Source organism: Sorangium sp. So ce887 (genome assembly GCF_051521455.1).
Classification (GTDB): Bacteria; Myxococcota_A; Polyangia; order Polyangiales; family Polyangiaceae; genus Sorangium.
Window position 1 is genome coordinate 4,615,662 of sequence record NZ_CP150354.1, and the last position, 26,007, is coordinate 4,641,668.

A 26,007-nucleotide genomic window follows, 5' to 3' on the forward strand; every position below is an offset into this window, starting at 1 on the left:
GACGCAGGTTGATCGACAGGATGAGAGATGAGAGAGAATTTTCCCGAGCTCACCGCAATGCACGGCCCGCGCGATTTTGTGGAGCTCGCGCCGCGACCCTCGGTTGACGTTGATGTCTCGGCGGTATTAGGTAGCGCTGGCGCCATGGCTGGAGAGCGACAGCCCCGTGGCGTCAGCGTGCAGGAGTCATGGAAGCGTTTCCGTCGAGACTTCCAGTTTTTACCTACCTGACGGTCGAGAACGCGGCGCTCTATCGCGCCATCATGCGTTCGTTCGTCGAGGCGCGAGAGCGCTTCGTGCTGCACCTCAGGCCGGCCGATGTCCTCCGCGCGGTGCGCGAGAACGGCCTCGACGCGACCGCCGTCGACGCGGCGCTCCAGCAGCTCTGCGCGTGGGGAGACCTGCAGTCCCACCTGGACACCGCGGATGTCGCGACCGTCGAGGAGTTCTACCGACCGCGCTTTCTTTACCAGCTCACGCCGCAGGGAGAGGCCGTGGAGCGCGCGGTGAGCGTCTATGTCGAGGCGCTCGCCCAGCGCGGCGAGCTCCAGGCCGCGGCGCTCGGCGACATCCGCACGCTGCTGGAGAGCGTCGCGCAGATGCTCTCCCGGCCGGAGCTCGACGACAGCGCGGTCCACCTCGCGCTCTCGGCGCTCCGCGCGCGCTTCGACGAGCTCACCTCGCAGGCGCAGGCGTTCATGGGCAGCCTCCAGCGCAGCATCGACCTGCACGGGGCCGGCGTGGCGAGCTTCCTCGCCTACAAACAGCGCCTCATCGACTACCTCGAGCGCTTCGTCGGCCAGCTCGTCATCGCGACCGCGGACATCGCGGAGCTGCTCGGCCACGTCGACGCGGCCGCGGCGCGGCGGCTCGCGGAGAGCGCCGGCCGCCGCGAGATCGCCGACGCGCTCGATGGCGAGGAGGCCGACCTCCGGGCCGCGGCCGCGCGGTGGGAGGCGCGGATCGAGGGGCTGCGCGGGTGGTTCATCGGCCGCCCGGGGGTGCCGTCGCAGGCGGAAGAGCTCAGGGCCCGCGCCCGCGCCGCGATCCCGGCCCTGCTCGCCGCGATCGCGAGCCTGCACGACCGCCGCTTCACCCGCAGCGACCGGGCAGCGGATCTCCGTACCCTCGCCCGCTGGTTCGCCGAGGCCCCGACCGACGAGGACGCCCACCGGCTCTGGCGCGCCGCGTTCGGCCTCGCCTCGGCCCGGCACCTCTTCGTCGACCCGGAGGCGCTCGCCGAGCGCGAAGCGGCGCCGGTCCCTGCCAGCCGCTCCTGGCTCGACGCGCCGCCGCTCCGCATCTCACCGCGCCTCCGCGCCACCGGCCGGCACGCGCGGCCCGGGCGGCCGAACGACGTCATCGACCGCTCCCGCGAGAAGGCGCTCCTCCTCGCGCACGAGGACGAGGAGGAGCGCGCCCTCGCCGAGGCGCGCGCCCGGCTCGCCACGGGCCGGCCGGCGCGCCTGTCGGAGCTCGGCGAGCTCACGCCGCTGGCCTTCGACATGCTCCTCGACTGGCTGGGCGAGGCGCTCGCCGCGGGCGGCGGCGAGACCACCTCGAGCGACGGATCGATCGCCATCTCGCTCGTCCCCACGAACGACGGCCGGGTCGCGACCGTCGAGACGCCGGCGGGCACCTTCCGCGGGCCGGATCACCTGCTCACGCTGCGCGCGCTCGCGCCGGAAGAGACGGCCCCCGGCCGGCATCGCACGCGCGCCCCCGAAGAGGTGGCCCCGGCCCGGCATCGCGCCACCGCCCCCGACGAGGCGCTCCCGGCCCGGCATCGCGCGACGGCACCCCCGGGGCCGGCGCCCGCTCGGGCGGCGGCGGAGCGCTCATGACACACGCCCTCGAGGCGCAGCAGCAGCACGAGCAGCAGAAGGCGCTGCGGGCCCTCCTGCGCCACCCCCTCTTGCCGGCGGCCGGCGCGCACGCCGCGTCGTTCCTGCTCGTGCGACGCCACGCCACGGCGCTCCGCGCCTGGCTCGCCCGCTACCCTCGCTGGTCGCTGCTCGTCGAGCCCGAGCAGGCGCGCCTGCGCAAGACCCCGGCCGACCTCGCCGACGGCACGCGCCCGGCGCTCGATCCGCACCACGGCACCCCGTTCACCCGGCGCCGGTACGTGCTGCTTTGCCTCGCCCTGCTCGCGCTGGAGGGCGAAGATCGCCAGACCACGCTCGGGCGGCTCGCCGGGCGCATGGAGGACTACTTCGCCGGCGACCCGGCGCTCGCCCGCGCCGGCGCCTTCGAGCTCGCGGCGCAGGACCAGCGGCGCGATCTCGTCCACGTCGTCCGCTTCCTCCTCTCGCTGCGCGTGCTCACGCGCGTCGCCGGCGAGGAGCAGGGCTTCATCGCCGATCAGCAGCGGGACGTGCTCTACAACGTGAGCCGGCCGGCCGTCGCCGCCATGCTGAACGTGCGCCGCGGCCCGTCGACGCTGGAGACGACCGGCGCGGCGGACCTTGCCGCGCGCCTCGCGGGCGTTGTCGAGGAGCTCGCCCCGGAGACGGACGACGCCCGCAACCAGGCGCTGCGCGCCCGGCTCTTCCGGAGGCTGCTCGACGATCCGGTCGTCTACTACGAGGATCTCGGCCCCGAGGAGCGCGCGTACCTCACGACCCAGCGGCCGTTCATCGTCGCCGAGATCGAGCGGGCGACGGGGCTCGTCGCCGAGGCGCGGCGCGAGGGGCTGGCGATGGTCGATCCGGACGAGGAGCTCAGCGATCTCGCGATGCCGGAGGAGGGCACCGAGGGGCACCTGACGCTGCTCGTCGCCGAGTGGCTCGCCGGCCGCGCGCGCGACGGGCAGCTCGTCGGCCGGGCCGCGGTCGAGCAGCGCGTGGCGGAGCTCATCGCCGAGCACCGCGGGCGCTGGAGGAAGGCCGTGGTCGGCGCGGGCGCCGAGGTCGAGCTCACCGACAGGACGCTCGCGCGGCTCGCCGCGCTCCGCCTCCTGCGCTGGACGCCCTCGGGGATCACGCCGCAGCCGGCGATCGCCCGGTACGCGGTCGCCGCGCCGCGCACAACCACGCCGAGGAGGATGCCGTGACCCTGCCTTCCCCCGTGACCCGACGCTGGCAGCCGCTCCGCAGCGGGCTGCTCAACCTCTACCGCTACGACAGCGAGGAGTTCCTCTTCGAAGGCGGCCGGCTGCTCCTCCGCGGCAACAACGGCAGCGGCAAGTCGCGCGTGCTCGCGCTGCAGCTCCCGTTCCTGCTCGACGGCGAGGTGAGCCCGCACCGCCTGGAGCCGGACGCCGACCCGGCCAAGCGGGTCGAGTGGAACCTGCTCCTCGGCCGCCACGAGGAGCGGCGCGGCTACACCTGGATCGAGCTCGGCCGGCGCGACGACGACGGGGCCGAGCACTACCTGACGCTCGGCTGCGGGCTGCACGCGATCGAGGGCCGGGGGCTCGCCGGCAAGTGGCTGTTCGTCACCTCGAAGCGCGTCGGGCGCGACCTGTTCCTGCAGAGCGCCGGGGCCGCGATCGGGAGGGAGCGGCTCGAGGCGGAGCTCGGCGAGAGCGGCGAGGTGTTCACGAGCGCCGCGGCCTACCGCGCCGCGGTCGATCGCCGGCTCTTCCAGCTGGGCGACCGGTACGGCGCGCTGCTCGACCTCCTGATCCAGCTGCGGCAGCCGCAGCTGTCGCGCAAGCTCGACGAGGCGCAGCTCTCCAGGGCGCTCTCGAGCGCGCTGCCGCCGGTCCCGCCCGCGGTCGTGGCCGACCTGGCCGAGTCGTTCAGGAGCCTCGAGGCGGATCGCGCGGCGCTCGAGGGCTTCGCCGCGGCGAGCGCGGCGGCGTCGGCGTTCCTCGACGAGTACCGCCGCTACGTGAAGGTCGCGGCGCGGCGGCGCGCGGCGGGGGTGCGGAGCGCGCACGCCGCGTACGAGGCCGCGATGCGGGAGCTGCGGGCCGCGGAGGCGGGGCTCGACGAGGCGAGGGCAGCCGGGGAGCAGGCGGCCGCGGCCGAGCAGGAGGCCGAGCTCGCGGCGCGCGGCGCGGCGCGCGAGGTCGAGACCCTGAGCCGGCGGCCCGAGATGGACCAGGCGCGCGCGCTCGATGAGGCGCGCCGGGCCGCGGAGGCCGCCGCGGCCGACGCGGCGGAGGCGGAGCGCGAGCGTCGCCGCGCCGTCGAGCAGGCGGAGCGGCGCGCGCGTGAGCGCGAGGAGGCCGATGCGAGCGCGCACGCCGAGCGCGACGCGCTCGCGGCGACAGTCGCCGCCGCGGGCGGCGCCGCCTCGGAGGTCGGCCTGCCCCCGCCGGCGCTGCCCGGGGGCTGGGACGCCGACCTGGAGCGCGCGCTCCCGGGCGCGCGGGCGCGCTTCGACGCGGCCGTGGCCGAGCGCCGCCGGGGCGTCGCGCACGTGCGCAGGCTCGAGGGCGACGTCGCGGCGGCGCGCGCCGCGCGGGAGCGCGCGGAGGCGGCGCTGGAGGGCGCGGCCGCGCGGCTCGAGCGCGCGCGGGAGCGGGCGGCCGCGGCGCTCTCGCAGCGGGAAGCGGAGGCCGACGCGCTCGTCGATGCGTGGCGCGCGTGGGCGCGCGGGCTCTCGGAGCTGCCGATCGGGGGCGCGGACGTCGAGGCGGTGGCCGGCGCGCTCGCGGCGTGGACGGAGCACGGCGACGGCGAGAGCCCCGCGGCGCAGGCGGCGCAACGCGCGCTCGCCGACGCCCAGGGGCGGCTCGCCGCGGCGCGGGCCGAGGTAGGCCGCGCCCTCGCGGCGGCGGAGGAGGCGCGGCGCGCGCTGGAGGACGAGCGGGACGCGCTCCTCCGCGGCGCGCACCGCGCCCCGCAGCCGCCGCCCTCTCGCGCGCCGGGCGCCCGCGAGGGGCGCCCGGGGGCGCCGCTGTTCCAGCTCTGCGACTTCGATCCCGGGCTCGACGCGGCCGGCCGGGCAGGCCTGGAGGCGGCGCTCGAGGCGGCGGGGCTGCTCGACGCCTGGGTGACGCCGGACGGTCAGCTCCTGGCCGAGGGGGTGCTCGACACGGCGCTCTCGGCCGCCGGGTCGCCGGCGCTCCCGCCGGAGCAGCAGCTCGGCCGCTGGCTGCGCGTGTCGCCGGGCGAGGGCGCGGGCGCGGACGGCGCGGGCGCGGAGGGCGCGCTCGCCGCGCCCCCGGTGCCGGAGGAGGTGGTGCGGGCCGTGCTCGCGCGCATCGGCGCGGGCCGCGGGGCGGGCCGGGTCTGGGTCGACGTCTCGGGCCGCTTCGCGCTCGGCCCGCTGCACGGCGCCTGGGCCAAGGCCGAGGCGGAGCACATCGGCCACGCGTCGCGCGCGGCGGCGCGGCGGCGGCGGCTCGCGGCGATCGAGGCGGCGCTCCGCGACGCGGCGCAGGCGATCGAGGCGGCGCTGGCCGCGCGGGCCGAGCTCGATCGCCGCGGGCGCGTCGCCCGCGAGGAGGCGGCCGGCGCGCCGCCTTCCGCGCCGGTGCGGCGCGCGCTGGCCGCGGAGCAGGCCGCGGAGGCGGCCGTGATCGACGCGCGCGCCGCGCTCGCGGCGGAGGAGGAGCGCGCTCTCTCGCGGCGGCAGCGCGAGGCGTACGCGCTCGCGGAGCGGGACCAGGCCGCGGCGGACCTGCGGCTCTCGGCGTGGGTCGGGGCGCTCGACCGGCACGATGCGGCGCTCGAGGCGCTGGTCCACGCCGCGGCGGCGCTGTGGCCGACGGCGCGCGCCGCCGCGGCGGCGCTCCGCCGGGCGCGAGAGGCCGAGGCGGAGGCGCAGCTCGCCGCGGAGCGCGCCGTCGAGCGCGCCGAGGCGCGGCGGCGGGCGGCGTCCCGCCTCCATGAAGCCGAGGTGCACCGGGACACGCTGCAGCGGACGACGGGGGCGCTCGTCGACGAGATCCTGCGCCAGCTCGCCGGGGCGCGAGAGCGGCGCGAGGCGCGCGAGGCGGAGCACCGCGCGGCGCAGCGGGCGCACGGCGATGCGCGGGTGGCGGAGGCCCGCGCGCAGGCGAGGATCGAGCCGCTCCGCGAGGGGCTCGATCGCGCGACGCACGAGCGGGCGGGGCAGATCGATGCGCTCGCGGTGATGGCGCGGGCGCGGCTCCTGTCGGTGCTGGGTCTCCCCGACGTCGATCCCGGGGCGGAGGGGGCCGCCGGGTGGTCGCCGACGCGGGCGGTGGAGGTGGCGCGGCGGATCGAGGCGTCGAGCGGCGACGTCGAGCACGACGACAGGGCGTGGGAGCGGCTGCAGCGGGGCATCTTCCGGCACGTCGATGCGCTGCGGGACGCGCTCTTGCCGCACGGCTACGGGCCGCAGACGACGAGCGAGGACGGGCTCATCGCGGTGACGGTGCCGTTCCAGGACCGGACGTGGGCCGTGCACGATCTCCAGGCGATGCTGGCCGACGAGGTGGCGCATCGCCGGACGGTGCTCGACGCCCGCGAGCGGGAGGTGCTGGAGAACCACCTCATCGGGGAGGTGGCGAGCCACCTGCACGATCTCTTGCACCGGTGCGAGCAGATGGTGCGCGACATGAACCAGGAGCTCGCCGCGCGGCCGACGAGCACGGGGATGCGGCTACGCTTCTCGTGGACGCCGCTCGCGGACGGCCCGCCCGCGCTCCTCGAGGCCCGGCAGCGGCTGATGCGGGCGGGCGGCACCTGGTCGCCCGGCGATCGCGAGCTGCTCGCGCGGTTCCTGAAGGAGCGCATCGAGGAGGTGCGCGCGCGCGGCGAGGCGGCGAGCTGGCAGGAGCAGCTGGCGACGGCGCTCGACTACCGCGGGTGGCATGCGTTCGCGGTGGAGCGCCACCAGGACGGCGTGTGGAAGCGCCTCAACAGGCGCACGTACGGGACCGGCTCGGGCGGCGAGAAGGCGCTGGCGCTGACGATCCCGCAGTTCGCGGCGGCGGCCGCGCACTACCGCAGCGCGCACCCGCACGCCCCGCGGCTCATCCTGCTGGACGAGGCGTTCGTGGGCATCGATCCCGACATGCGGGCGAAGTGCATGGGGCTGCTCGCGGCGTTCGACCTGGATTTCGTGATGACGAGCGAGCGCGAGTGGGGGTGCTACGCGACGCTGCCAGGGCTGGCGATCCATCAGCTCACGGTGAGGCCTGGCATCGACGCGGTCGGGGTGACGCGGTGGGTGTGGAACGGGCGGGAGCGGGTGCGCGCGGACGGGGCGGCGGCGCCGGCGGAGCGGGCGGAGCCGTTGCCCGCGGGCGCGGTGGGGCCGCTGTTCGGCGACGGGGCGGCGTGAGCGGCGGCGAGCTCTCGTGAGCGGCGACCGGCTGCGGGCGGTGCTCGGCGCGCGGGAGCTCGGGTGGATCGTGGAGAAGGCGCGGCGGCGGCTTTCGCGCGGGGAGCCGGTGCAGGGCGCGGTCGTGCAGCGCCGCGACCCGACGGCGGCGGAGCGCGCCGCTGTCGAGCGCCTGTTCGGCCGGGGGATCCAGGGTGCGGCGCTGCGGGTCTCGCTGGACGAGCTGGGGCAGCTCCTGCGCGGGGCCGAGCTCTGCGACGGCGTGGAGGCGGCGGTGGTGGCGCTGACGGGTCCCGTGCGGGATCTCCGCGCCGAGGCGGCCCGGGCCGAGGCGGGCTGGCAGGCCGTCTTCGAGCAGGCGGCGGCGTCGGGCGATGGCCGGCCTGAGGTCGGCGCGTGGCTCGACGAGCTGCGCGCGACCGGCCTCGTGCGGCGGCTCTCGGGCGGGGATGTCGAGGGGGCGCGGCGTCTGCTCGGGCAGGCGGTGGAGGTCGTACGCCGCCTTCCGGCGGAGGGCGTCCCGTTGGCAGAGCTCGCGGCGGCGGTGACGGGGGACAGCCATGCGCTCGACGCGGGCGCGCCGCTGGGGGCGCTCGTGGTCCGGTTCGCGGCGACGGTCTCCGGGGTGGCGGGCTGGGAGCGCGCGGCGGAGCGGCGGGAGGCGTGGGACGGGGCGGGCGTGCTGCTGGACGAGCTCAGCGCCCCGGTGCTGGTGCTCAACCTGGGTGCGGCGCCGGACAGCCTGGCCGGGCGGGTGCTTTCGCTGCATGCGGCGGCCGGGGAGCCGTGCCGGCTGTCGGTCCGGCAGCTCCGGCGGGCGCCGCCGCGGTTCGAGGTGTCGGGGCGCGAGGTGTTCGTCTGCGAGAACCCTGCGGTCCTGGCGGCGGCGGCCGACCGCCTCGGGCCGCGCGGGGCGCCGCTCGTCTGCGTGGAGGGGCAGGTCCGGACCGCGGGGCGGCTCCTTCTGGAGCGGCTCCGCGGCGCCGGGGCGACGCTGCGGTACCACGGCGATTTCGACTGGGGCGGGCTTCGTATCGGGAACGTGGTGCTCGGGAGGCACGGCGCCCTGCCGTGGCGGTACGGCGCGGCGGACTACCGCGCGGCGCCGAAGGGGGCGGAGCTGGCCGGGGCGCCGGTGGCTGCGGTCTGGGACGACGAGCTCAGCGCGGCGATGCGCGAGGAGCGGCGCGCGGTGCACGAGGAGGGCGTGGTGGAGGCGCTGCTCGAGGATCTGCGGCGGGGCGAGGGGGTGAGCTGAGAAGGGATCGCGTCGCCTCGGCTGCCCGCGCTGTCACCGTGTTCTTCGCGAGATCTTCGCGTATTCACCCGGCTACGGCGCCGGCGTGCGCGGCGGCGAGCCGTCGAGATCCGCCATCTTCCCCTCTCGTTCCAGGCGCCAGATGTCCTCGTCGGTGACGAACTCCTGCGCGAGGAGCTCCCGCGCCCGCTTGATCTTGGCGAGGAGGACCGGCTCCGTGACCGGGGTGCTCGACCCCTTGGTCGGCACGGGCGGCGGCTTCATCAGCGAGAACGTCCCGCGCGCCGCGTGCCCCTCCGCCGTCTCCCCCTCGAGAAAGTACGTGATCGTGAAGACGTCCGGTTCGTCGACCGCGTCGAGCCTTACCTCCACATCGACTCCCTGCCCCGGTGGGATCTCGACCAGCCCGAGCGAGACCTCCTCGGGCGGTGAGCTGTCCGAAGCCTTCGCGTAGTGCCGCACCGCCGTGACCGTATCGATCCGCACCGGCGCGTCGCGGTGATGCCAGAGGCGGAAGGCCTGCCGGACCACGCCGTCGCCGTCTTGCTCGGGAAAGCGGCGCGTCGGCGTCGCCACGAGGGTCACGATCCCCCGCTCGGCGAGGTTCTGAAAGACCATGTTCGGGATCTGGAGCAGAGCGCGGCCGGTGAGCTTCTCCCCCGCTTCGCCCCGGACCTCCACCCGGAGCAGAAACTCGGAGACGAGCGCGGTTTGCCGGCGGCGCTCGTAGCTGTGGGTCACGAACGGAGCCCTTGTCTCCTCCGAATCGCCGTCGTCGAACACCCAGGCATAGCTCGCGGGCTTGAACGGCCTTGCGTGGGGGTCGTCCTTGACCCCGACGTCCACGATCCGCGCCGTGAGCTCGACCTCATCGGCGGTGTTGGGCAGGAGCTTGTGGGTGATGGCGACGATCCGCTCCGGCTTGCAGTCGTTGACCTTGTATCTCGGAACCTCGATCTGACTCATTACGTTGTTTCGCCCGAACACCGAGATCGTGGGCATCGCGTACGATCCGTCCAGATCGGGCCAGATGCGGAGCGGCACCCGCGATCCCGTGTGCCTGCCAATGACGGTGTGGAGGTATTCATCTGTCCCGTTCGTGGTATGGGAGCGCACGGCGATGAGGTTCTCCTCGCCGGCGCACACTTCCGGCTTCTCGACCTCGACCTCGTCGATGAGGGGGGCCGGATCCTCCGCGGACGCCTTCGTGCTCGCCGCGGTGGCGCTCGCCGCGGTGACGCTCGCCGCGCGTTTTGCGCTCGGCGGGGCCTCGGGCGCGCTCGCCCTCGGCGCCGCCTGAAGGGGCTCGGGGGCCGTGGGAGCGCGGAGGCACCAGATCAAGAGCCCCAGCGCGGCGGCGAGCGCCGCCACACCGGCCCATCGCGTCTTTGACCGATGCGCGCCGATCTTGGTCGTCATGGCCTGAGCTCCTCGCGTCCTTGTGCTCGAACGCTCGTCAAACGCTCGTCAGTACCAGCACCCGTAGACGTTGCCGCCGGAGTTCCACTGGACGTTGTGGTTCATATCGGCGGACCAGACGGTCGCGCCGGGTTGCGTCCCCCAGGCGTGCCCGCTCCAGCCGCCGATGAGGTCGGGGCTGATGGACACGGCGACGGTCTTCGGGTCGTCGCGGACGCCTCTCCACAAGCTGCTGCTGCTGGTGTCGCACGCGTGCGAGGCCATGCAGTTTGCGACCTGATCGGCGGCCTTTCCGCAGACGTCCGCGAAGCAGGCGATCGAGGTGCCGAGCGAGCCCCAGAACCCCAGGCTGTCCTCGCAGTCGCCCCTCACCCCGGCGTGAAGGGCGTTGGCCGCGTTGGCGAGCTTGGTGTGGCTGTACGTGTACGGGGGGATGGCGCCCCGGCCGTCGGCATGGTGCGCGTAGGCCAGGAACGAGGAGCAGACCATGCCGTTGTTCCACGCCGGGCCGCCGGTCGGGGTGCCCTCGGTGGTGCGGTACTGGTAGAACGAGTACCGCACCCGGCCGCCGCGAATGCTCAGTCGAGTGAACTCGGCTGCTTCGTCGATGATCGAGGGAGCGGCGTAGTAAGGCACATCCCACCAGATGGTGTTGCCGATCGACGCGGCCTTCACGGGATCGCCGACCTGATAGGTCAGCGCGGTCGAGCCGCTCGCGCCGCTCCCGTAGAGGAAGCGGTAGATCCCGCCCTGGTTGACCTGCTCGAGCCCAGGATAGCCCTCGAGCAGGTCGCTGGGCCTGACGGGCGCGCTGCACACCGCAGGCCAGGCGTTCTCTCTCGGCTGCTTCATCGTGGCGTGCGTCACCCACTTTCCGGGGCCATGCGACAGCATCGAGTGCGTCCGGACCTCGCCGACGGCGTGAAGGACGTCCCCGATGGGCCCGGAGCCGGCGCTGAACACGGCCGCGCCGTTCGGCGCATTCCAGCCGGCGCTGGAGTACCCGCACGCCTGCTCGGCGGCGGCAGCGGCGGAGGCGAGGCACGACGATACGACGATGAGCGGCAGGACGATCGCTGGGTTCACGGGCGCACCTCCGAGCGACAGCATGGCTGTCGGGATACGAGGCAGTGACGCGGGCGCGTGGAGCGTCCCGGGCTCTGACGGACGAACGTCGCGAGCGGCCCGATGCGGCGGGCGTGCTCGCTCGAGATACGGAAGGATTCCTCGCCCGCTCTCCCCAAGCTCGGGCCGCTCGCGACGTTCGTCCGTCAGAGCCTGGGGTTCGCGGGGTCGAACCGACGGACGCCCCGAGGGGGCGGCGCACGCGCGGCCCCCTCATCGCAGGATAATAGTGTGGTCTCAAGAAACAATGGGCAAGCGGAAAATGGAGGTGAGATTGCCTCTTGCGACCGTGATCAAACGTGCTGCATGGTCAGGTCCCGCTGACGCGCAGGACGGATTGGCGAGACCCTGGAGCACCTCGGCCAGGCGCAGCTCGAGCTTCAAACGCGAGAGCTCCCTTGCGCGGGTCGTCCGCGAGCTTGTCCGAAGGTTCCTTTCGACGGAGGGAGAGCGCCATCCTGCCATCCCATGAGATTGGGCGCCCGACAGCACCTCACGGCAGCCGACCTCGTGATACCCACCCTCCTGCCGCGAGCTCGAGCCCCCAGGCGGGGATCTTGAGGGTGCGCGCCGCTGGGGGTGGGCTTTCGTATCGGGAACGTGGTGCTCGGGAGGCACGGCGCCCTGCCGTGGCGGTACGGCGCGGCGGACTACCGCGCGGCGCCGAAGGGGGCGGAGCTGGCCGGGGCGCCGGTGGCCGCGGTCTGGGACGACGAGCTCAGCGCGGCGATGCGCGAGGAGCGGCGCGCGGTGCACGAGGAGGGCGTGGTGGAGGCGCTGCTCGAGGATCTGCGGCGGGGCGAGGGGGTGGGCTGAGAAGGGCGCGTGCGTTCCTTGCGTTCCGCGCCCTGTCGGCCCGCGTCACGGGCAGGACAGCTCAGCCGCCGAGGGCATCGCTCCCGGCCGCGTCGACCTCGCTGAGCGCCGCAGGCGCCGCCGGGGCCGCCGGCTCCTCGACGGCGGTCTCGCTTGGCCCGGCGCCGGCGTACCGCTTGCCGGCGCGCTCCGACGCCTTCAGCACGGGGCCGCGGATCGTCTCGATGGCCTCGGCCGGCGCATCGGAGAGGTCCAGGTTGGAGAGCACCGCGGCGACGACCCGCAACCATTTGTTGCGCGCCGAGAGGAGGGTCGCGTTCGGCACGGACGCGGTCTTCTCCTTGGTGGGGCGCACTGCGAGCACGGTCTCATGCGCCTCGACCACCCTGGGGTGCAGACCGGCGATCTCCGGGACCGAGAGGAACAGCCGCTTCCGTTGCGCGTTCTCGACCCAGGGAGCCAGCAGCGCGACCATCTCTTCGATCATCAGGTGCTTCTTCGCCGGGCCCTTGGGCGTATCCACCAGCGTCCATGTGGACTGGGCTGGCGGCAGTAGTCGCGTTCTTCCGGGAAGTCTGGTCGTGATGGTGACCACTGGACCCATTTGGAGATTTGAGGCAAAGTCGAGATGAACAGGCTATTTTTGTTCTGTGCTTCGGTCTCACGGCGTGCAATTACGATGTGGGTGAGTGCTATGTCCGGGGTGAGGGAAACGAAGGCGTCGGCGGCAGCATCATCATCTCACCGACAGGAGGGGTTGGAGGCTTCGGGTGGTATGTGCCACTGGAGCCGCAAGATCACACGGGTTTCGATGCGGATCCGTGCTCGCAAACCGTAGAATGCACGGTCACGTGGAAGGCGGGGTCGGCTGTTTGCAGTAACCAGGGCGCGTCGGATAGCTGCACAACGCGGTACCAGGGCGAGCACGCGAGTTTGGACGAAGCCAGGGATCGATGTGAGGAAGCCTCTGGGGTTCGCAACGGCTCCGGTGCGCAGTCGTGCGACTCATGTCGGTGGGCGGCAGGCTCAAGCTCGTCCGACTGCAAAGAGGCATGCAAGGAAAAGTGCGATCAACTCTGGGAGCGGTGCTACGACGACTGCCCAAAGGGGGACAGGAACTGTCGGAGCCAATGCACCGAAGAACTTGGGCGATGCCTCAAAGACTGCGACAGGAGGTGCAAGTGATGATCGAACTAGTCTTCAAGGTGACCGGAGAGGACGGCGAGCCGCGCGACATCGTGGTTCGCATCCACGAGCCGACCAGAAACCCACCGGAGAAGAAATGGCCTTGGGTTATCCCTGTGGAAGTCGACGGGCGCAATTACAATGTATCTGGGGAAGATCCTCTCGACGCGATCGAGAGCGGAGCTCGGCACGCGGCGATTCTGTTGCGCGAGATCCATGGCGATGCGCTCGAGCCGCCCCTTGAGCCGCGAATGAAGGAGGGCCAATGAGCGACTTGCGGACGCGCCGAGTCTACCCATCGCCGGAACCGAGGCGTACTCGGCTTCAGCTCCCGGGGTGTTGCTCGAAGACGGACGGCTCGCTCGGCTGTGAGGGGTAGCGTTACACCGGGCCGGCCAGCGCGTCTGACCGAGGGCACAGGGGCCGCTGGTTCTTGGGGCGGCATCGACGGACGCTCCGCCGGCTGCTCGTCCTCCCGCCCGCCTCGGCCGTCACGTCGGCAGCGAGCAAGCGAGCGCTCCAGGCCCTTGGCCGTCGCAGTGTCTCGGGCCCTTCGCCGGGTGAGCGTGGGTCGCTGGGGATAGCGGGGAACTGGCGGCCTACCTACTCGCCGTCGGCCATCTGCGCCATGACGGCGATCAGGCGTAGGCGATGTCCCGGGGCCAGCGGCTCTCGATCGACGAGGCCGGCCGGTAGCCGCGCGCCTTGAGATAGCGCTCGATGTCGTCGGGCGAGATGCGATCCAGGGGCTGTCGCAGGCGATGATGTTGCAAGGCTCGGAAGGCGCCGCCCCGCAGACTGCCGCACCTGCCGCACCTGCTGCACCTGCCGCAAGAGGAGGCATCACCGAGTCCGGTGTAGCCAGCATGCGCGTCGCGAGCCGGACGGGGCCCGGATCGCGACGCCCCGAAGTCAGCGCCCGAGCGCGGTCGCGATGGAATGCGCGGCGCGCAGCGCGAGGGCGGCGATGGTGAGCGTGGGGTTCACGGCGCCGCCGGTGGGGAAGACGCCGCTGCCAAGCAGGTAGAGGTTGTCGTGGTCGTGCGCGCGCAGGTTCGGGTCGACCACCGAGGCGCTCGGGTCGGCGCCCATCCGGTAGGTGCCCATGACGTGCCCGGCGCCCTCGTGCTCGAGCCGGTGCTCGCGGAACGTGGCCCCGAGCGCGTCGAAGATCCGGTCGTGGACCGCGCGCGCGGCCGTCATGCCGTCGCGGGTATAGGGGTCGACCCGGTAATGAAGGCGCGGCCGCGGCAACCCGAGCGCGTCGCGCTGATCGAAGGCAGGCGTGACGCGGTTGTCGGGATCGGGGAGCTGCTCCATCAAGCTGGACACGCAGAGCTGCCGGGTGCAATGCCACGCGAGCTCGGCAGCGAGCTGCTTGCCCCGTAGACCCTTGCGCACGAGATCGGCCGCGGCGACCCCCGGCCCGCCGATCGGCCACTGCCACCCGCTGTTGCCGAGCTCCACCCGGAACGCGGCGCGCACCCCCCGAGAGGCGCTGTTCCGCGTGGCGTCGATCCCCGCCGTCGAGAGCGGTCCGCGGGGCTGCCCGAGCGCTTCCCCGGCGAGCGCCCAGCTCAGCTGGATGGGGTGATCCATGAGGTTGCGCCCCACCTGGCCGCTCCGGTTCGCGACCCCGTCCGGCAGCGCGTCGGTCCGGGACATCAGGAGCAGCTTGGGCGTCTCGATCCCGTGCGCCGCCACGATATAGACCTTGCCCGAGGCCTCGTGCTCGGTGCCGTCCGGGCGCTTGAACAGGACACGGGACACGCGTCCGTCAGGGCCGACGCCGACGGCGGTGGCGATGGCCTCTTCCACGATCCGCACGCCGGCCAGCTCGGCCTTCTTCACGTGCACCGAGGCGTCATAGCGGGCCACGATCGGGCAGATCGGGATGCAGGAGTTGTTGCCGCAGCACGCGGGCCGGCCGTCGTACGCGGCGCTGTTGCGCGCCTGCGCCGTGGCGGTCACCCGATAGCCGAGGGCCGAGATCCTGTCGGCGATGCGCAGATCCGAGTAGCTGTGGGGGATGGGCGACATCGGGTAAGGCGTGCTGCGCGGCGAGCCGAGGCTGTCGTCGCCGGCCACGCCCATCTCGATCTCGCTCTCGACGTACCAGGGTTCGAGCGCGTCGTACGCGATGGGCCAGTCGACGCCGACTCCATGAAGGGTCTTCATCCGGAGATCGTCGGGCAGGAAGCGGAGGGCGGTCCCGAGCCAGTGCCAGGTCGTCCCGCCGACGACGCGGAGGTACGTGCTCTTGAAGAGATCCGGGCCCTCCTGCACGTAGTACCCGCCGGGAGCGCTCTCGTTCGGCGCAGGCGCGGCCACGGAGCGCGGAAAGGGGACCTCCAGCGTCTTGACCACGGCGCTCCGGAACGCGCTGACGGCCTTGTCGCGGTCGACCCGCGGCCCCGACTCCAGCACAAGCACCCTGGCGCCCGCCTTCGCGAGCCGGTAGCCGGCCAGCGTCCCCGCGATGCCCGCGCCCACGATGACCACATCCGCTTGCAGCCTGTCCCCCATACCGAGCTCCTTCCGGGCGGCGGCCGCGCGCCCCGCCGCCTCATCCCGCGGGCGGCTCTCCCCAGAACCCCATCGCCCCGCCGCAGGTGCCCGGCGCGCTGGCGTAAGGGAGCGATCTCCACGCGAGCGAGCCCTCGTAGGTCGCCAGCGCGCGCCCGTCGGCCGCGTCGTACTCGCCCGTGTACCAGAACAGGAGGATCTCGTCCGCGAGCGCCCGCAGGCGCCCGTCGGCGAAGACGCCCCGCGCGGTCAGGTCATCGAGGGTGCACGCCGGAGCGTCGCCGACGAGCCCCGCCCTGGCATAGAGGTCCTCGAGCGCCGCAGCCTGCTCCGGACGTGCGAGGAGGCAGTCGAGGTAGATCTGCGCGTGGTCCCGGACGAGGTCATCCACCCCGGTGAGCAGCGTGGACAGGGCGAGGAACCGGTCGAGCGGCGTGGCGGCCCGGCCGCGGATCACGTGCCCCGCGAGACCGGCGGCGGCGGCGAGCAGCGCGGAGGTGAAGAGGGCGAAACGGCGCCGGCCCATGCGGACGATGGCGCGTGAGAGGGCGGTCGAGGTGCCGGGCCTTGCCATCTTTCTCTGGAGGATCCGCCCCGGATTGAACTGCTGGATGCCGCTGTTGCCACGGGGGAGGCTCGTGGCTCAGGCCATGATGACATGAGGGACGAGGTGCCCAACGTCAATCACGATCTCCCATGGTCCACAAGGTCGCTCCCCATCCATCCGCTACCTGACCCTCTCTGCGTGACCGTCTCTGCCTGACCACTCCACGTCCGTCGCGGTCGCTCACTCGGGTCGCTCATCACCATCAAGCTCGCCATCGGCCGCACGGAGACGTGGATCTCCGATCAAACCGGATACAGCTCAAGCGGTCAAGCGCGCAATCCGACCGCTCCTCAATAAGGGCAACTCAGCACTTCCGGCGCGCTCGTGCCATAGGTGCTCACGCCCGAGATGACGTTGTCTTCCGGATGAAAGAGCACCTGGGCGCCAGCCGGTCCCGACAACCAGCATTGCTGCTGGATCGAACGCGATTGCCTCCCGCGCGAGAGCTCGCACCGAGCCACCGTACCGCCGCGGATCGTGACGTCGCTGGCCTCGATCCTGATACCGGGATAGGAACCTGATGTGTGGCGTAGAATATTGTTGAAGACGAGCGGAGCCTCCAGGGTCACATCGCCTATCCGGACCGAGCTCGCGGGCAGCGTCGTCCGCGAGGTCAGGAGCACGCCGTAGTACCCGTTTCCCCAGGACCAGATGTCCCGGAGCGTGACGCCGGTGCCCGCCTCTACGTGCACGCCGTGGGTCCCGTTGTAAGCGGACATGACCCTCTTGATCCGGATCCCCGTCGGACGGTCCTCCTCGATGCCGCTCGCCAGCATGACGCCGGCGCCGCCGTTGTGGTGAAAGTAGCTGTCCTGGACCAGCACGTTCTCCGCCACCGCGCTCGGGATCTCGGCGCTTCGGCGGGGCAGGGTGGAGATCCACAGGCCGTGTCCGCCATTGTCCGTCCTGGAGCCGTTGCCGGGATGGATCATGTTGTGATGAACCTCGCAGTTGCGCACGGTCACGTTCGCGGTGACAATTTTGATCGCGGTGGCGCCGAGCGGGCCGTCGATGTTCTTGATCTCGCAGTTCTCCACGAGGATGGGCGGCGTGTCGTGGTACCCGGCGATGGAGGACAGATAGATGCCGCCCTTCGGTACGCCGTCCACGATCACGTTCCGGATGACACCCCCGGTGCCCCAGGTGAAGCCGATGCCGTCCAGGTTGCGTGGCTTGCAGGAAGGCAGCTGGGGCGCGAGGGGCGAGTACCGCATGATGACGTTCTCCACCCTGCACTCCGAGCAGGTGTTCAGCTGGATGCCGCTGTTGGCTATCTTGCGTGGTCCCTCCGTGAGCGCGATCTGCAGGTTGCGGATCCGGAGCCCCCGGACCGCCTCGACAACGGTCCCGTCCCGCCTGATGACCCTGGTGACCTGGATCGCCCCGGGGTACTGCTCCGGATTGCAGGGAATCGCCACAAGGGTCGCGGTCCCGGGATCGCCTGGGTCGGCGTCGGGAGACAGCTCCGGCCCCTCCAGGGTCAGCGCGTCGTAGTGAGGCCGCAGGGGAGTGCGCAGCACGTAACGCCCCGCAGGAAAAGCCACGGTGCGCCTGCGGGCACTCAGCGACGCCGCGCATTCGATGGCCCTCGCGATGCCCGGACTGTCGTCGACGCTCGTGCTGTGGTCGACGGAGGCGTCGGCGGAGAACGGCCATTCCGCCGGCCTCGCCAGGTAGGGAAGGACGTCGACCACGCCGTCCGGGTCAACGGATCCTGGCAGGCAGCAGCGCGCCCCCAGGCAAGTATTCAAGTCCTCGTGCAGCGTCCTGGTCCCCAAGCAGACGCCGCTGGCGGGGCAGAAAGGCCCCGTGCAGAGCGGAGATTCCGTGGCGTAATCAGGGCAGGCGAGCCCCGTCGCCTCGTCTGTCACGAAAGGCGGTTCGGCGTCGGGCGCATCAAGACTGCAGAAACTCGCGGACCCGGCGCTCTCTACCGCAGAAGAGTGATGTCCCCATTCAGCAGCAGCGTGGCCGGAGCCGTCCGAGACCGGGGTGGCTCCGGCCCGAGCGGAGACGAGCGCGAACAAGGCTCCGATCAAGGTCTTCACAAACCGCTGGTCCAACAACACAAATGCCTCCGTTCTCGAACGAGGGTCGAGTCGTCACTGGTCAGGTGCAATGATCGAGCGCAGAAGTCGAGCAGGGCACTGCTTTGCTAGTGAAAGAGTCACCCCCTCCGGGCGGCCGCGACGCGAGCACACAGACGTTCCGCTCGCCGCGTCCGGTCTGAGCGATTTTCCTGAGCGGCGCGCCGCGCGCGGCGCGGCGGCCCGTCCTGGCGAGAGCGGAGCGGGCAAGCCAAAGACAGTAATACTGGGAGCTACTGTGAGATGTCTTACTGTCGCCGGAGAGCGAGGCTGTCCGTGGCAGTTACGTTCGAGAGCGATATGCCCATTGCGTGGGACGCGCCGGATGCGCCGTCGCGCATGCCCGCGTGCATCTGGCCGCGTTGCGTCCTCTTGCTGTGGCGCAGAACGTCACGCCGCGTCTGCGATATGCCACGTGGCTTGTCACGCTCAACGCCTCCGCGCAAGCGCCGAGACGCCGCGACCGAGCGCGCCACGGCGGCCCGCCCTGCGAAGGCGATGGGGTGACGAGCCGACGGCGGCCGAGCGAATTTCGTGAAGGACGGGCGCGCGCGGCGGCCTCCGGCCGAGAGGACAGGACACCGCGTGAGCCGTTGTCGTCGATCACCGCGCCACGTCGCGAAATGCCGAGTTGTAGCGATCCTCTCCGTCCGCGTCGGGGATCGCTGTTGACGAGCGGCTCAGCGACGGTGCCGAGAGGCAGGTAAACGGGCGTGGCGTCGGCACGGTTCGCGGTCCTTTCGTGGCTCACTGCGGGGGCCCCGAGCTTGACCCACGTTTGCGGGCTCGTGGACCAGACCTCCTCAGCTCGCCCCGCAAGCGATCATCAGCTGACAGAAGGCGACGAACATCATCGCGCCGATCGTGAAGCAGCCGAATCGCCAGCCCTTGCCGCTAGCGCCTGCTCCCGCTACCAGGGGGCCCGCCGCGCCCGGAAGCTCCGGGGACTTTTTTTTTACGGTCGGCACCCTCTTCCACCGCGCGGGCAGGGCCTCGCCGTCGAGCAGCGCCACCGGAGGCGTGCGCTTGACGATCGCCAGCGCGCTCGCCGCGCGGCTCTCCTGATGGCTCCGCTTCCAGGCGCGGATCGCCGCCTCGGGGAGCCCGAACACCTCGCCGGAGCCGTACGTCCCCGCGAGCCCGGCGAGCACGCGAAGGTGCCAGTCGGCGGGCACCGCCCCGGGCAACGACTCGACCGCTTCGGGGGGGACCGGGGGGAACCAGACCGCGAAGTGCTGGACCTGCCGTCCGGTCCAGTCCTTCCGCGCCGGATCGAGGAACCGCGCCGCCACGTACGGATAGGCGCGCGGCTCCTCCGGCCCGCGCCCGTCGATCTCGAGCAGGCCATAGCGGAGCTCTCCGGCGCCCGCGTCGGCGTCGCCGATCATGGCCTCGAGCGTCGTGAGCCAGGCGGGGAGCGCCGGGATCTCGGGAACGCAGATGAGCTCGTAATCCCAGTGCTCGCCGCGCGTCCTCCAGAGGAGGCGCGATGTCTCGACGAGGGGCAGCGGCGCGCGCACGAGCATGACGACCCTACTGGTTCTGGTGGTAGGCGCGGGCTCCCTCGTCGTCGCGCAGGGCCGCGACCATGGCGGTCAGGACCGCCGTGAAGGTGTCGCCCTTCCGGATCGCGTCCTCGCGCACCTTCTTGAGCCGGTCGAGCCGGGTGGTCGCGAAGTCCTTGATCGAGATGAACCGCAGGATCTTGCTCACGATCTGGTATCGCTTCGGCAGGAAGTCGTCGAGGGAGTCGACGAACTGCACGAGATCGCGCAGGCCCTGGAAGAACGTCTCTCCCGTCGACTTCTCCTTTCTCGCGGCCTGCGCCTCCCGGACCGCGCCCTCGACGGTGCTCACAAGGATCGCGGGGGCGAGGGTGCGCACGCCGAGCGAGGTCCCCGGGTCGACCTGCGCGCCGGCCGGGGCGGCGACCGACGAGAGCAGCATGAAGCGGTGTCCGAACGCGTGCTCGGCGCGGAGCACCGAGCAGAGCTTCGCGAGCTGATCGTCGGCGTCCCGGCAGACCTCGCGCTCGAAGTCCCTCGCGGCGTAGTCCGGCGGGAAGAGATCGGCCTTGCTGAGGGCGAGGATCCACTCCCGCGGGAAGCTCACCTCCTTGCCCGTGGCGGCGCTCGCCCGGCGCAGCCGGTCGCACTCGTCGGCGAAGTGCTCGAAGAGCCACCGGATGTACCCGGTGCCCTCGCTCCGGTACTTCGCGCCGTCCGCGAGGAGGATGCCCACCTGGCTCATGCCGAGCCGGAGCAGGCCCTGGCGCATCGCCTCGCGCTCGTCGGCGTCGACCGGCTCGTCCTCCCACCAGCGCCCGGGGTAGTCGTACCAGTGAATGCGGAGCGCCGGATCGGGCAGGTCCCTCGGGAAGAAATCGAACTCGTACTCGTCGAAGCGCGTGCTGCCGTCCGGGAACCTGCCGTCTTCGAGGCGGTAAAAGCGCCCGAGGAGCTGGTTGCCCTGCGCCTTGTTGACCGCCTGGATCTTGTACGCGTGCTCCTGCTGGAACGAGGGCTGGGTCTGCGCCCGGTAGAAGGCCGCCAGGAGGACCGTCTTGCCGGCGCCGGAGGCGCCGAACAGGGCGACGTGCAGATCGAGGGGCGGCATACCGGGATGCGATACGGGAGCGCGCGCCTCGGCACAAGCGCCGGCGCGCGCGGCCTCGCCCCGGAGCCAGGGCAGCGCTCGCCCGAGCGCCGCCGCGGCCCCGGCGCGCTACTCCACCCGCACCTCCCGCCGCGTCACGCTCGCGCCGCCCCGCGTGTCGTGGATCACCGCCCACAGCGACACGCGTCCCGGCTCCGAGGGCGGCGTCCACGTGGTCCCATGGCCCGTGCGGGGGCCCGTCACCGTGTCGCTCACGAGGCGCCGCGCCCCGTCGAACCCGCCCCCGTCCGTGTAGTAGTCGACCCAGATCGCCTCGCGCGCCGGCGGTCCGCCGAGCGCCGCGGCCTCCACGTCCTCCTCGGCGGCGTCGGACGGCACGATCGCGTCGATCTCGTAGGTCGTGCAGTCGTCGGCTTCCGGCGTTGCCGGGCCGCAGCCCTGGACCTGCGCTTCCGGTTGAACGCACCGTTTCACGACGGGCAGGCCGCCCTCGACAGGCTCGACCTCCTGGTCGTCCAGCTTCAGCGTGAAGCCGTCGATTCGCGGGTTCGTGTTCGGTCGCTCGTCCTCGAAGACATACACTTGCGTGTAGCCCACGACGAAGCTGTCCGGACCGAGCACCTTCCCGTCCTCATCGACGCACTCCAGTGGAATCCCCGCGTCTGCCAGCGCCGCGGACGGGTCAGCGCCTGCCAGCGCCGCGGACAGGGCCGGGGACAGCCGCGTCTTGCCGGCGCACACGGCGAACAGCACATAGGCCGACGAATACGTCGTCCCGTTCTCGGTGTGCGCTACGTCCTTGCGCTCGAGGATCTCCTTGGGCAGCGTCCAGGTAAAGGAGACCGCATCGGGCTCGCCGCTCCTCTCCGGGTCGATCTCCTGTCGATCGAAGGGAGCGGTCTGCTCCTCCTCCCCATCGTCGCTGCCGTTGCCGGCACCGCCGCTGCCGCCGCCGCCGTCGTTGCTGCGGCCGCCGCTGCCGCCGCCGCCGTCGTTGCTGCGGCCGCCGCTGCCGCCGCCGCCGTCGTTGCTGCGGCCGCCGCCGCCGTCGTTGCTGCCGCCGCTGCCGCCGCTACCGCCTCCTCCGTGCCCCGGTGGCGCGATCCCCGCCATGATATACGTGCTCGCCCACTGCGGGAGGCATCCGAGGTGCGCATCCAGCCCGACAGGTGGGTTCACGCAGCCCCCGATCCACGTGACCTCGACCTTCCGCGGCGCGCCCTCGGTCGCGCTCGGCGGGTCGGCGTACGTCATCTGGAACGTCACGGGCTCGCCCGGCGCCGTGTACGGCTTGTCCGCCGTCACGGCCAGGATGCGGAGCCCCTCCACCTCCGACGACGGCGCCAGGTTGCTCCCTGCGCAGCAGGGGATGCCAAGGGCCAGCGTCGAGAGCGCGGCGAGCAGCGTGCGACGAGCGGGCAGTAAGGTCCGTTTCATCAGAAGTCTCCTCGCAGCCCGAGCGTCGGCAGGAAGGGGAGCCCCGTCACGTACTCCCGCTTCGTGAAGTTGAAGTTGTAGCTGATGCCCTCGGCGGCCTGGAAGTTGTAGACGTTCTGCACGTCGAGGTAGAGCCCGAGCTGCCACGTCTTGAATTTCCACGTCTTGTCGGCGCGGATGTCCAGCTGATGGAACACCGGCATCCTCTCGCTGTAATCGCCCCCGAGCGGGATGGGCGAGTACTTGGCCGAGGACGCGTGGTAGATCGCGTTCACCCGGTTCGGATCGCACCCCTTCTGCTCCGGATCGCAGACGTAGGGTGTCTGCAGGTTGCCCGACACGACCCGGAAGCGCGCGCCGACCTCCCAGCCGCGGCCGAGCCGCAGGCTCCCGAGCACGGTCAGCACGTGCGTCTGGTCCCACGGCGCGAGGTACTCCTCTTTGCCTGGGCCGTCCGTGCGCACCGACCGTGAGAGGGTGTAGGCCGCCCAGCCAAAGAAGCGCTCGTCCGGCTTGTACTTCAAGAGCACCTCGCCGCCCACGGCGTATCCGGTGCCGTCGTTGGCATATCCCTCCTTCTCCGGCGACATGACGACCAGCCGATCGAGCTGCTTGTAGAACCCGTCCACCGTCACGTCGATCTGCGGCGTGATCTCCTGCTCCACGCCGAGGCCGTAGTGGATGGCGCGGTTCGACTTGAGCTCCGGGTTGCCGAACGGCTCGATGCTCTCGTTGAACTGGGGCGCCTGGTAGTAGAGGCCCACGCCCCCCTTGGCCGTCGTCCGCGGGAAGCCGCTCCGGATGTCGTAGCGCGCGTTGACCCTCGGGCTCACGTCGAGCGTTTGCGTGTCGAGCGCATAGTCGACCCGCACCCCGGGGACGATCCGCCCGCGCGGCGAGGGGACGATCTCGAACTCGGCGTAGGCGGCCGGCCGGGAGTACGCGCCGTCGAACGACTGGTCCTGCACAGGGAGGGTCGAGAACGGCTGGTTCGACGGGTGACCGGCAGGCTGCCCCCCCGTAGGCGCGTGGAGGTTGACCGTGGCGATGCCGCCCGAGAGGTCGGTCCCGACGTTCATCGTGAGGTACCTGGCGAACCGGTGCGAGAGCTCCAGCCGCAGATCGAGCGAGGTCGTGGTGACGTTGAAGGAGAGGGGAGCGACCTCGAAGTCGGCGACGTCCCTGCCGAGGGCCAACGACCAGAGGATCCGATCCCGGGTCCCCAGGCGGTTCTCGTAGCTGAGCTGGAAGCGCTGGAAGGCGGTGTGCAGCCCGAAGTCGCCCGTCAGCGCCGGCTCGTCCTCCGGCGGCTTGTCCAGGGTGATCTTGAAGGCGTCGTCCGATCCGTAGACGCTCGCGCGCACGCGCTCGCTCGCGGAGGGGCGCCCCTCGACGACGAGCTGGTAGTCGTAGTAGACCGGCGCCTGGGTCACGCTGGAGCCCGCCTCCTTGAGCACGGGCCCGAGCCACGCGTCGACCCAGCTCCGCCGGCCTGCCGCGATGAACGTCCAGTCCTTGAGGTACGGGACGGGCCCCTCGAGGAGCACGCGCCCGTCGATGAGATCGAGCTGGACCACGCCGTGGTACTTGCCGTCCTGCTTCGGCGAGCGGAGCCCGACGTCGACGATACCGCCCATGGCGCGGCCGTACACGGCGCTGAAATTGCCCGGGTAGAAGTCGATCTTCTCGAGCATCTCGGTCGGGACGACCGAGGAGAGGCCGCCGAAGTGGTAGATGATCGGCACCGGGGTGCGGTCGATGAACGTGAGCGTGTCCTGGGGCGCGGACCCGCGCACGATGAGCAGCCCGAACCCGCTGCGCGCGACGCCGGGCAGGCTCTGCAGCGAGCGCAGCGCGTCGCCGCCGGTCCCCGGGATGCGGTCGATCTCGCGGCGCTCGATCGTCCTCCGGGTCACCTCGCGCGGCGGGCGCTCCCCCTGCACGGTCACCTCGATGCCCGGCGCCTTGCCATCCTTGGGCGCCGCGAGCGAGATGCGGTAGCGCACCTCGATCGCCTCGCCCGCCGCGATGTCCTCGTCGGCCGTGAACGGCTCGAACCCCGCGGCGGCGACCTCGACGCGGTACTTGCCGGGAGGGAGGTTCTTGAAGAGGAACTTGCCGCGCTGGTCGGTCTTCACGTCCTCGCGGCCGCCGTCGGGCCGGAGGAGGCTGACCGCGATGTCCGGGAGCGCCTCGCCGGTGCTCGCGGACAGGACGGTCCCGACCACCGTCTCGACGTCGGCGGGCGGCGCCGGCGCCGCCGCGTCGGCGGGCTTGGGGGTGAGCGTGAAGCCGTACCGGTAGAGGATGCGGGAGGGCGCCGGCGTGCCGTCCGGGCGCCGCGCCGGCTCGAACACGAGGCCGGGCGCCGCGGCGAGCGCGGCCTCGTCGAAGCCGTGTCCCCCCGGCGTCGTGACCTCGGCCTTGGTGACGCGCCCGGTCCGGTCGATGTCGAGCTTGAGGATGACGCTCCCCTCGACGCCGGCTTGCTGGGCCTCCACGGGATACGCCGGCGGGGCGTACGTGATCAGCTTCGGCGCGCTGATGGCGATGGGCGGCGCCGGCTGGGCCGTGCCGGGCTGCGGGACGACGACCGCGCCGGCTCCGCCGCGAGGAACGGACGCGGCGCCCGGGTCCCCCTCGGAGGGCGGAGGCTCGGGCGGAGGCTCGGGCGGAGGCGCGCCGGCGGGCTGCGCGAGCGCTGTGCTGCCGGTCATCACGACCGCGAGCAGCAGCGCTTCGGAGACGAGGAGGTGCATCGCAGAGGACGCTGTGGAAGCCATGCGGCTCGCCCTCTCGCATGGCGACGCCCAGGCGAGAAGACGCATAAGGCAGCCGGGACCGTGCTTCCGGGATCGGGCGCCGCGCGCGTCCGCGGATGGCGCGCTCTCCGGCTGCGCGCCGGCTGCACGCGGCCTGCTCAGCCGCCGACCTCGGCCACGAACCGGCTCACGTCGTCGCTGTCGCCCACGAGCAGCAGCGTGTCGCCGTCCTGGATCACGTAGTCCGGTGTGGGTGCCTCGAGCCGCGGCTTGTCGCCGGGCCGCTTGTTGCTGTGCGGCCGCACGCCGAGCACGTTGATCCGGTACCGCTGGCGGATCTTCGCGTCGGCGAGCGTCTGTCCGACGAGCGGCCCGTGGGCATTCCAGGGGACCACGCGGTAGTGGCTCGCGAGATCGAGGAGGTCCTGGGCGAGCGGCATGGTGATGTCCGCGCCGACGCGGCGACCCATCTCGGTCTCGATCTGGATGACGCGGGTCGCGCCGACGGCGCGCAGGATGTCGGCCTGGCGATCGGTGGCGGCGCGCGCGATGATCTCGCGCACGCCCATCCGGACGAGCGAGGCCACGCAGAGCACGGACGGCTCGAAGTGCTCGCCGAAGGTCACGATCGCGGTCTCCGCGTACTGCGCGCCGATCCCCTCGAGCACCTTGTGGACCGTGGCGTCGCCGACGAACGCGGCCGAGGTCTTGTCCTTCACGGCGTCGACGGCCTCGGGGTTGTTGTCGACCGCGATCACCTCGGCCCGGTTCTTCCACAGGGTCTCGACGACCGACGTGCCGAACCGGCCGAGCCCGATGACAAGGACGCTCTTCGATTTCATGGTCTCCGGTCGCGCGCCGCTCCCTCGCGGCGGCGCCGCGAAGGTCGCACGGATGCGCGGCCAGCGCCACGGGTCGGCGCCGCGGCGCGGGCGCCGCGGGCCGCGCCGCGCGGGGGGCCGT

At 72.3% G+C, this 26,007-nt stretch carries 18 protein-coding genes; 6 read left to right on the plus strand and 12 right to left on the minus strand.

Annotation, left to right across the window (positions count from 1 at the left end; genetic code table 11):
• Nucleotides 1-188: 188 nt before the first annotated feature.
• Genes WMF36_RS17165 through WMF36_RS17180 form a run of 4 tightly spaced genes read left to right on the plus strand, consistent with a single transcriptional unit; the run spans nucleotide 189 to nucleotide 8,464 of the window.
• A complete protein-coding gene (locus tag WMF36_RS17165; RefSeq protein ID WP_437580682.1) occupies nucleotides 189-1,844 on the plus strand; it encodes a TIGR02677 family protein in 1,656 nt (551 codons plus the stop codon).
• Nucleotides 1,841-3,052 (plus strand): TIGR02678 family protein, encoded by a 1,212-nt coding sequence (locus WMF36_RS17170; RefSeq protein ID WP_437580683.1) that lies wholly within the window; start codon nucleotides 1,841-1,843, stop codon nucleotides 3,050-3,052. Before WMF36_RS17165 ends, WMF36_RS17170 begins: the two co-directional genes overlap by 4 nt.
• On the plus strand, nucleotides 3,049-7,206 hold the full coding sequence (locus WMF36_RS17175; protein WP_437580684.1) for a TIGR02680 family protein: 4,158 nt from the start codon (nucleotides 3,049-3,051) through the stop codon (nucleotides 7,204-7,206). Before WMF36_RS17170 ends, WMF36_RS17175 begins: the two co-directional genes overlap by 4 nt.
• A gap of 16 nt (nucleotides 7,207-7,222) precedes the next feature.
• On the plus strand, nucleotides 7,223-8,464 hold the full coding sequence (locus WMF36_RS17180; RefSeq protein ID WP_437580685.1) for a TIGR02679 family protein: 1,242 nt from the start codon (nucleotides 7,223-7,225) through the stop codon (nucleotides 8,462-8,464).
• Nucleotides 8,465-8,536: 72 nt separating this feature from the next.
• Here the strand turns inward: WMF36_RS17180 and WMF36_RS17185 are convergent, their stop codons facing one another.
• Together WMF36_RS17185 and WMF36_RS17190 are read right to left on the minus strand one after the other, a co-directional pair.
• Nucleotides 8,537-9,883 carry a hypothetical protein gene (locus WMF36_RS17185; RefSeq protein ID WP_437580686.1) on the minus strand — a complete coding sequence of 449 codons (1,347 nt, stop codon included), beginning with the start codon at nucleotides 9,881-9,883 and terminating at the stop codon, nucleotides 8,537-8,539.
• Between the two features lie 48 nt (nucleotides 9,884-9,931).
• On the minus strand, nucleotides 9,932-10,969 hold the full coding sequence (locus WMF36_RS17190; protein WP_437580687.1) for a hypothetical protein: 1,038 nt from the start codon (nucleotides 10,967-10,969) through the stop codon (nucleotides 9,932-9,934).
• 618 nt (nucleotides 10,970-11,587) lie between these two features.
• Here WMF36_RS17190 and WMF36_RS17195 point away from each other — a divergent pair.
• Nucleotides 11,588-11,824 carry a DUF2399 domain-containing protein gene (locus WMF36_RS17195; RefSeq protein WP_437580688.1) on the plus strand — a complete coding sequence of 79 codons (237 nt, stop codon included), beginning with the start codon at nucleotides 11,588-11,590 and terminating at the stop codon, nucleotides 11,822-11,824.
• Between the two features lie 61 nt (nucleotides 11,825-11,885).
• Here the strand turns inward: WMF36_RS17195 and WMF36_RS17200 are convergent, their stop codons facing one another.
• Nucleotides 11,886-12,419: a hypothetical protein gene (locus WMF36_RS17200; RefSeq protein WP_437580689.1), complete on the minus strand. Its 534-nt coding sequence runs from the start codon at nucleotides 12,417-12,419 to the stop codon at nucleotides 11,886-11,888.
• 589 nt (nucleotides 12,420-13,008) lie between these two features.
• Here WMF36_RS17200 and WMF36_RS17205 point away from each other — a divergent pair.
• The gene (locus tag WMF36_RS17205; protein ID WP_437580690.1) at nucleotides 13,009-13,278 is read left to right on the plus strand and encodes a hypothetical protein; all 270 of its coding nucleotides are present in this window, start codon (nucleotides 13,009-13,011) and stop codon (nucleotides 13,276-13,278) included.
• Nucleotides 13,279-13,647: 369 nt separating this feature from the next.
• On the opposite strand, the gene WMF36_RS17210 is transcribed toward WMF36_RS17205, so the two are convergent.
• The 9 genes from WMF36_RS17210 to WMF36_RS17250 all read right to left on the minus strand — a co-directional run bounded on the left by WMF36_RS17210 (nucleotide 13,648) and on the right by WMF36_RS17250 (nucleotide 25,886).
• Nucleotides 13,648-13,782: a hypothetical protein gene (locus WMF36_RS17210; RefSeq protein WP_437580691.1), complete on the minus strand. Its 135-nt coding sequence runs from the start codon at nucleotides 13,780-13,782 to the stop codon at nucleotides 13,648-13,650.
• A gap of 139 nt (nucleotides 13,783-13,921) precedes the next feature.
• The gene (locus tag WMF36_RS17215; RefSeq protein ID WP_437580692.1) at nucleotides 13,922-15,535 is read right to left on the minus strand and encodes a GMC family oxidoreductase; all 1,614 of its coding nucleotides are present in this window, start codon (nucleotides 15,533-15,535) and stop codon (nucleotides 13,922-13,924) included.
• A gap of 40 nt (nucleotides 15,536-15,575) precedes the next feature.
• Nucleotides 15,576-16,109, minus strand: coding sequence for a sugar dehydrogenase complex small subunit (locus tag WMF36_RS17220; protein ID WP_437580693.1), 534 nt, complete (start codon nucleotides 16,107-16,109; stop codon nucleotides 15,576-15,578).
• Between the two features lie 323 nt (nucleotides 16,110-16,432).
• The gene (locus WMF36_RS17225) at nucleotides 16,433-18,211 is read right to left on the minus strand and encodes a right-handed parallel beta-helix repeat-containing protein (RefSeq protein WP_437580694.1); all 1,779 of its coding nucleotides are present in this window, start codon (nucleotides 18,209-18,211) and stop codon (nucleotides 16,433-16,435) included.
• 821 nt (nucleotides 18,212-19,032) lie between these two features.
• Nucleotides 19,033-19,755, minus strand: a complete 723-nt coding sequence (locus tag WMF36_RS17230) for a hypothetical protein (protein WP_437580695.1) — start codon at nucleotides 19,753-19,755, stop codon at nucleotides 19,033-19,035.
• 7 nt (nucleotides 19,756-19,762) lie between these two features.
• Complete coding sequence (locus WMF36_RS17235) at nucleotides 19,763-20,845, minus strand: hypothetical protein (protein WP_437580696.1); 1,083 nt, start codon at nucleotides 20,843-20,845, stop codon at nucleotides 19,763-19,765.
• A 108-nt stretch (nucleotides 20,846-20,953) separates the two neighbouring features.
• Nucleotides 20,954-22,282, minus strand: coding sequence for a hypothetical protein (locus WMF36_RS17240; RefSeq protein WP_437580697.1), 1,329 nt, complete (start codon nucleotides 22,280-22,282; stop codon nucleotides 20,954-20,956).
• Nucleotides 22,282-25,065, minus strand: coding sequence for a TonB-dependent receptor domain-containing protein (locus WMF36_RS17245; protein ID WP_437580698.1), 2,784 nt, complete (start codon nucleotides 25,063-25,065; stop codon nucleotides 22,282-22,284). Before WMF36_RS17245 ends, WMF36_RS17240 begins: the two co-directional genes overlap by 1 nt.
• A gap of 137 nt (nucleotides 25,066-25,202) precedes the next feature.
• Nucleotides 25,203-25,886, minus strand: a complete 684-nt coding sequence (locus WMF36_RS17250) for a potassium channel family protein (protein ID WP_437580699.1) — start codon at nucleotides 25,884-25,886, stop codon at nucleotides 25,203-25,205.
• Between the last annotated feature and the right edge of the window lie 121 nt (nucleotides 25,887-26,007).

Excerpts from the sequence above, each read along its gene's own strand:
- WMF36_RS17165 (WP_437580682.1), top strand. The coding sequence starts at position 189 with ATGGAAGCGTTTCCGTCGAGACTTCCAGTTTTTACCTACCTGACGGTC.
- WMF36_RS17170 (WP_437580683.1), top strand. The coding sequence starts at position 1,841 with ATGACACACGCCCTCGAGGCGCAGCAGCAGCACGAGCAGCAGAAGGCG.
- WMF36_RS17185 (WP_437580686.1), bottom strand. The coding sequence starts at position 9,883 with ATGACGACCAAGATCGGCGCGCATCGGTCAAAGACGCGATGGGCCGGT.
- WMF36_RS17205 (WP_437580690.1), top strand. The coding sequence starts at position 13,009 with ATGATCGAACTAGTCTTCAAGGTGACCGGAGAGGACGGCGAGCCGCGC.
- WMF36_RS17215 (WP_437580692.1), bottom strand. The coding sequence starts at position 15,535 with ATGGGGGACAGGCTGCAAGCGGATGTGGTCATCGTGGGCGCGGGCATC.
- WMF36_RS17220 (WP_437580693.1), bottom strand. The coding sequence starts at position 16,109 with ATGGCAAGGCCCGGCACCTCGACCGCCCTCTCACGCGCCATCGTCCGC.
- WMF36_RS17230 (WP_437580695.1), bottom strand. The coding sequence starts at position 19,755 with ATGCTCGTGCGCGCGCCGCTGCCCCTCGTCGAGACATCGCGCCTCCTC.
- WMF36_RS17235 (WP_437580696.1), bottom strand. The coding sequence starts at position 20,845 with ATGCCGCCCCTCGATCTGCACGTCGCCCTGTTCGGCGCCTCCGGCGCC.
- WMF36_RS17240 (WP_437580697.1), bottom strand. The coding sequence starts at position 22,282 with ATGAAACGGACCTTACTGCCCGCTCGTCGCACGCTGCTCGCCGCGCTC.
- WMF36_RS17245 (WP_437580698.1), bottom strand. The coding sequence starts at position 25,065 with ATGGCTTCCACAGCGTCCTCTGCGATGCACCTCCTCGTCTCCGAAGCG.
- WMF36_RS17250 (WP_437580699.1), bottom strand. The coding sequence starts at position 25,886 with ATGAAATCGAAGAGCGTCCTTGTCATCGGGCTCGGCCGGTTCGGCACG.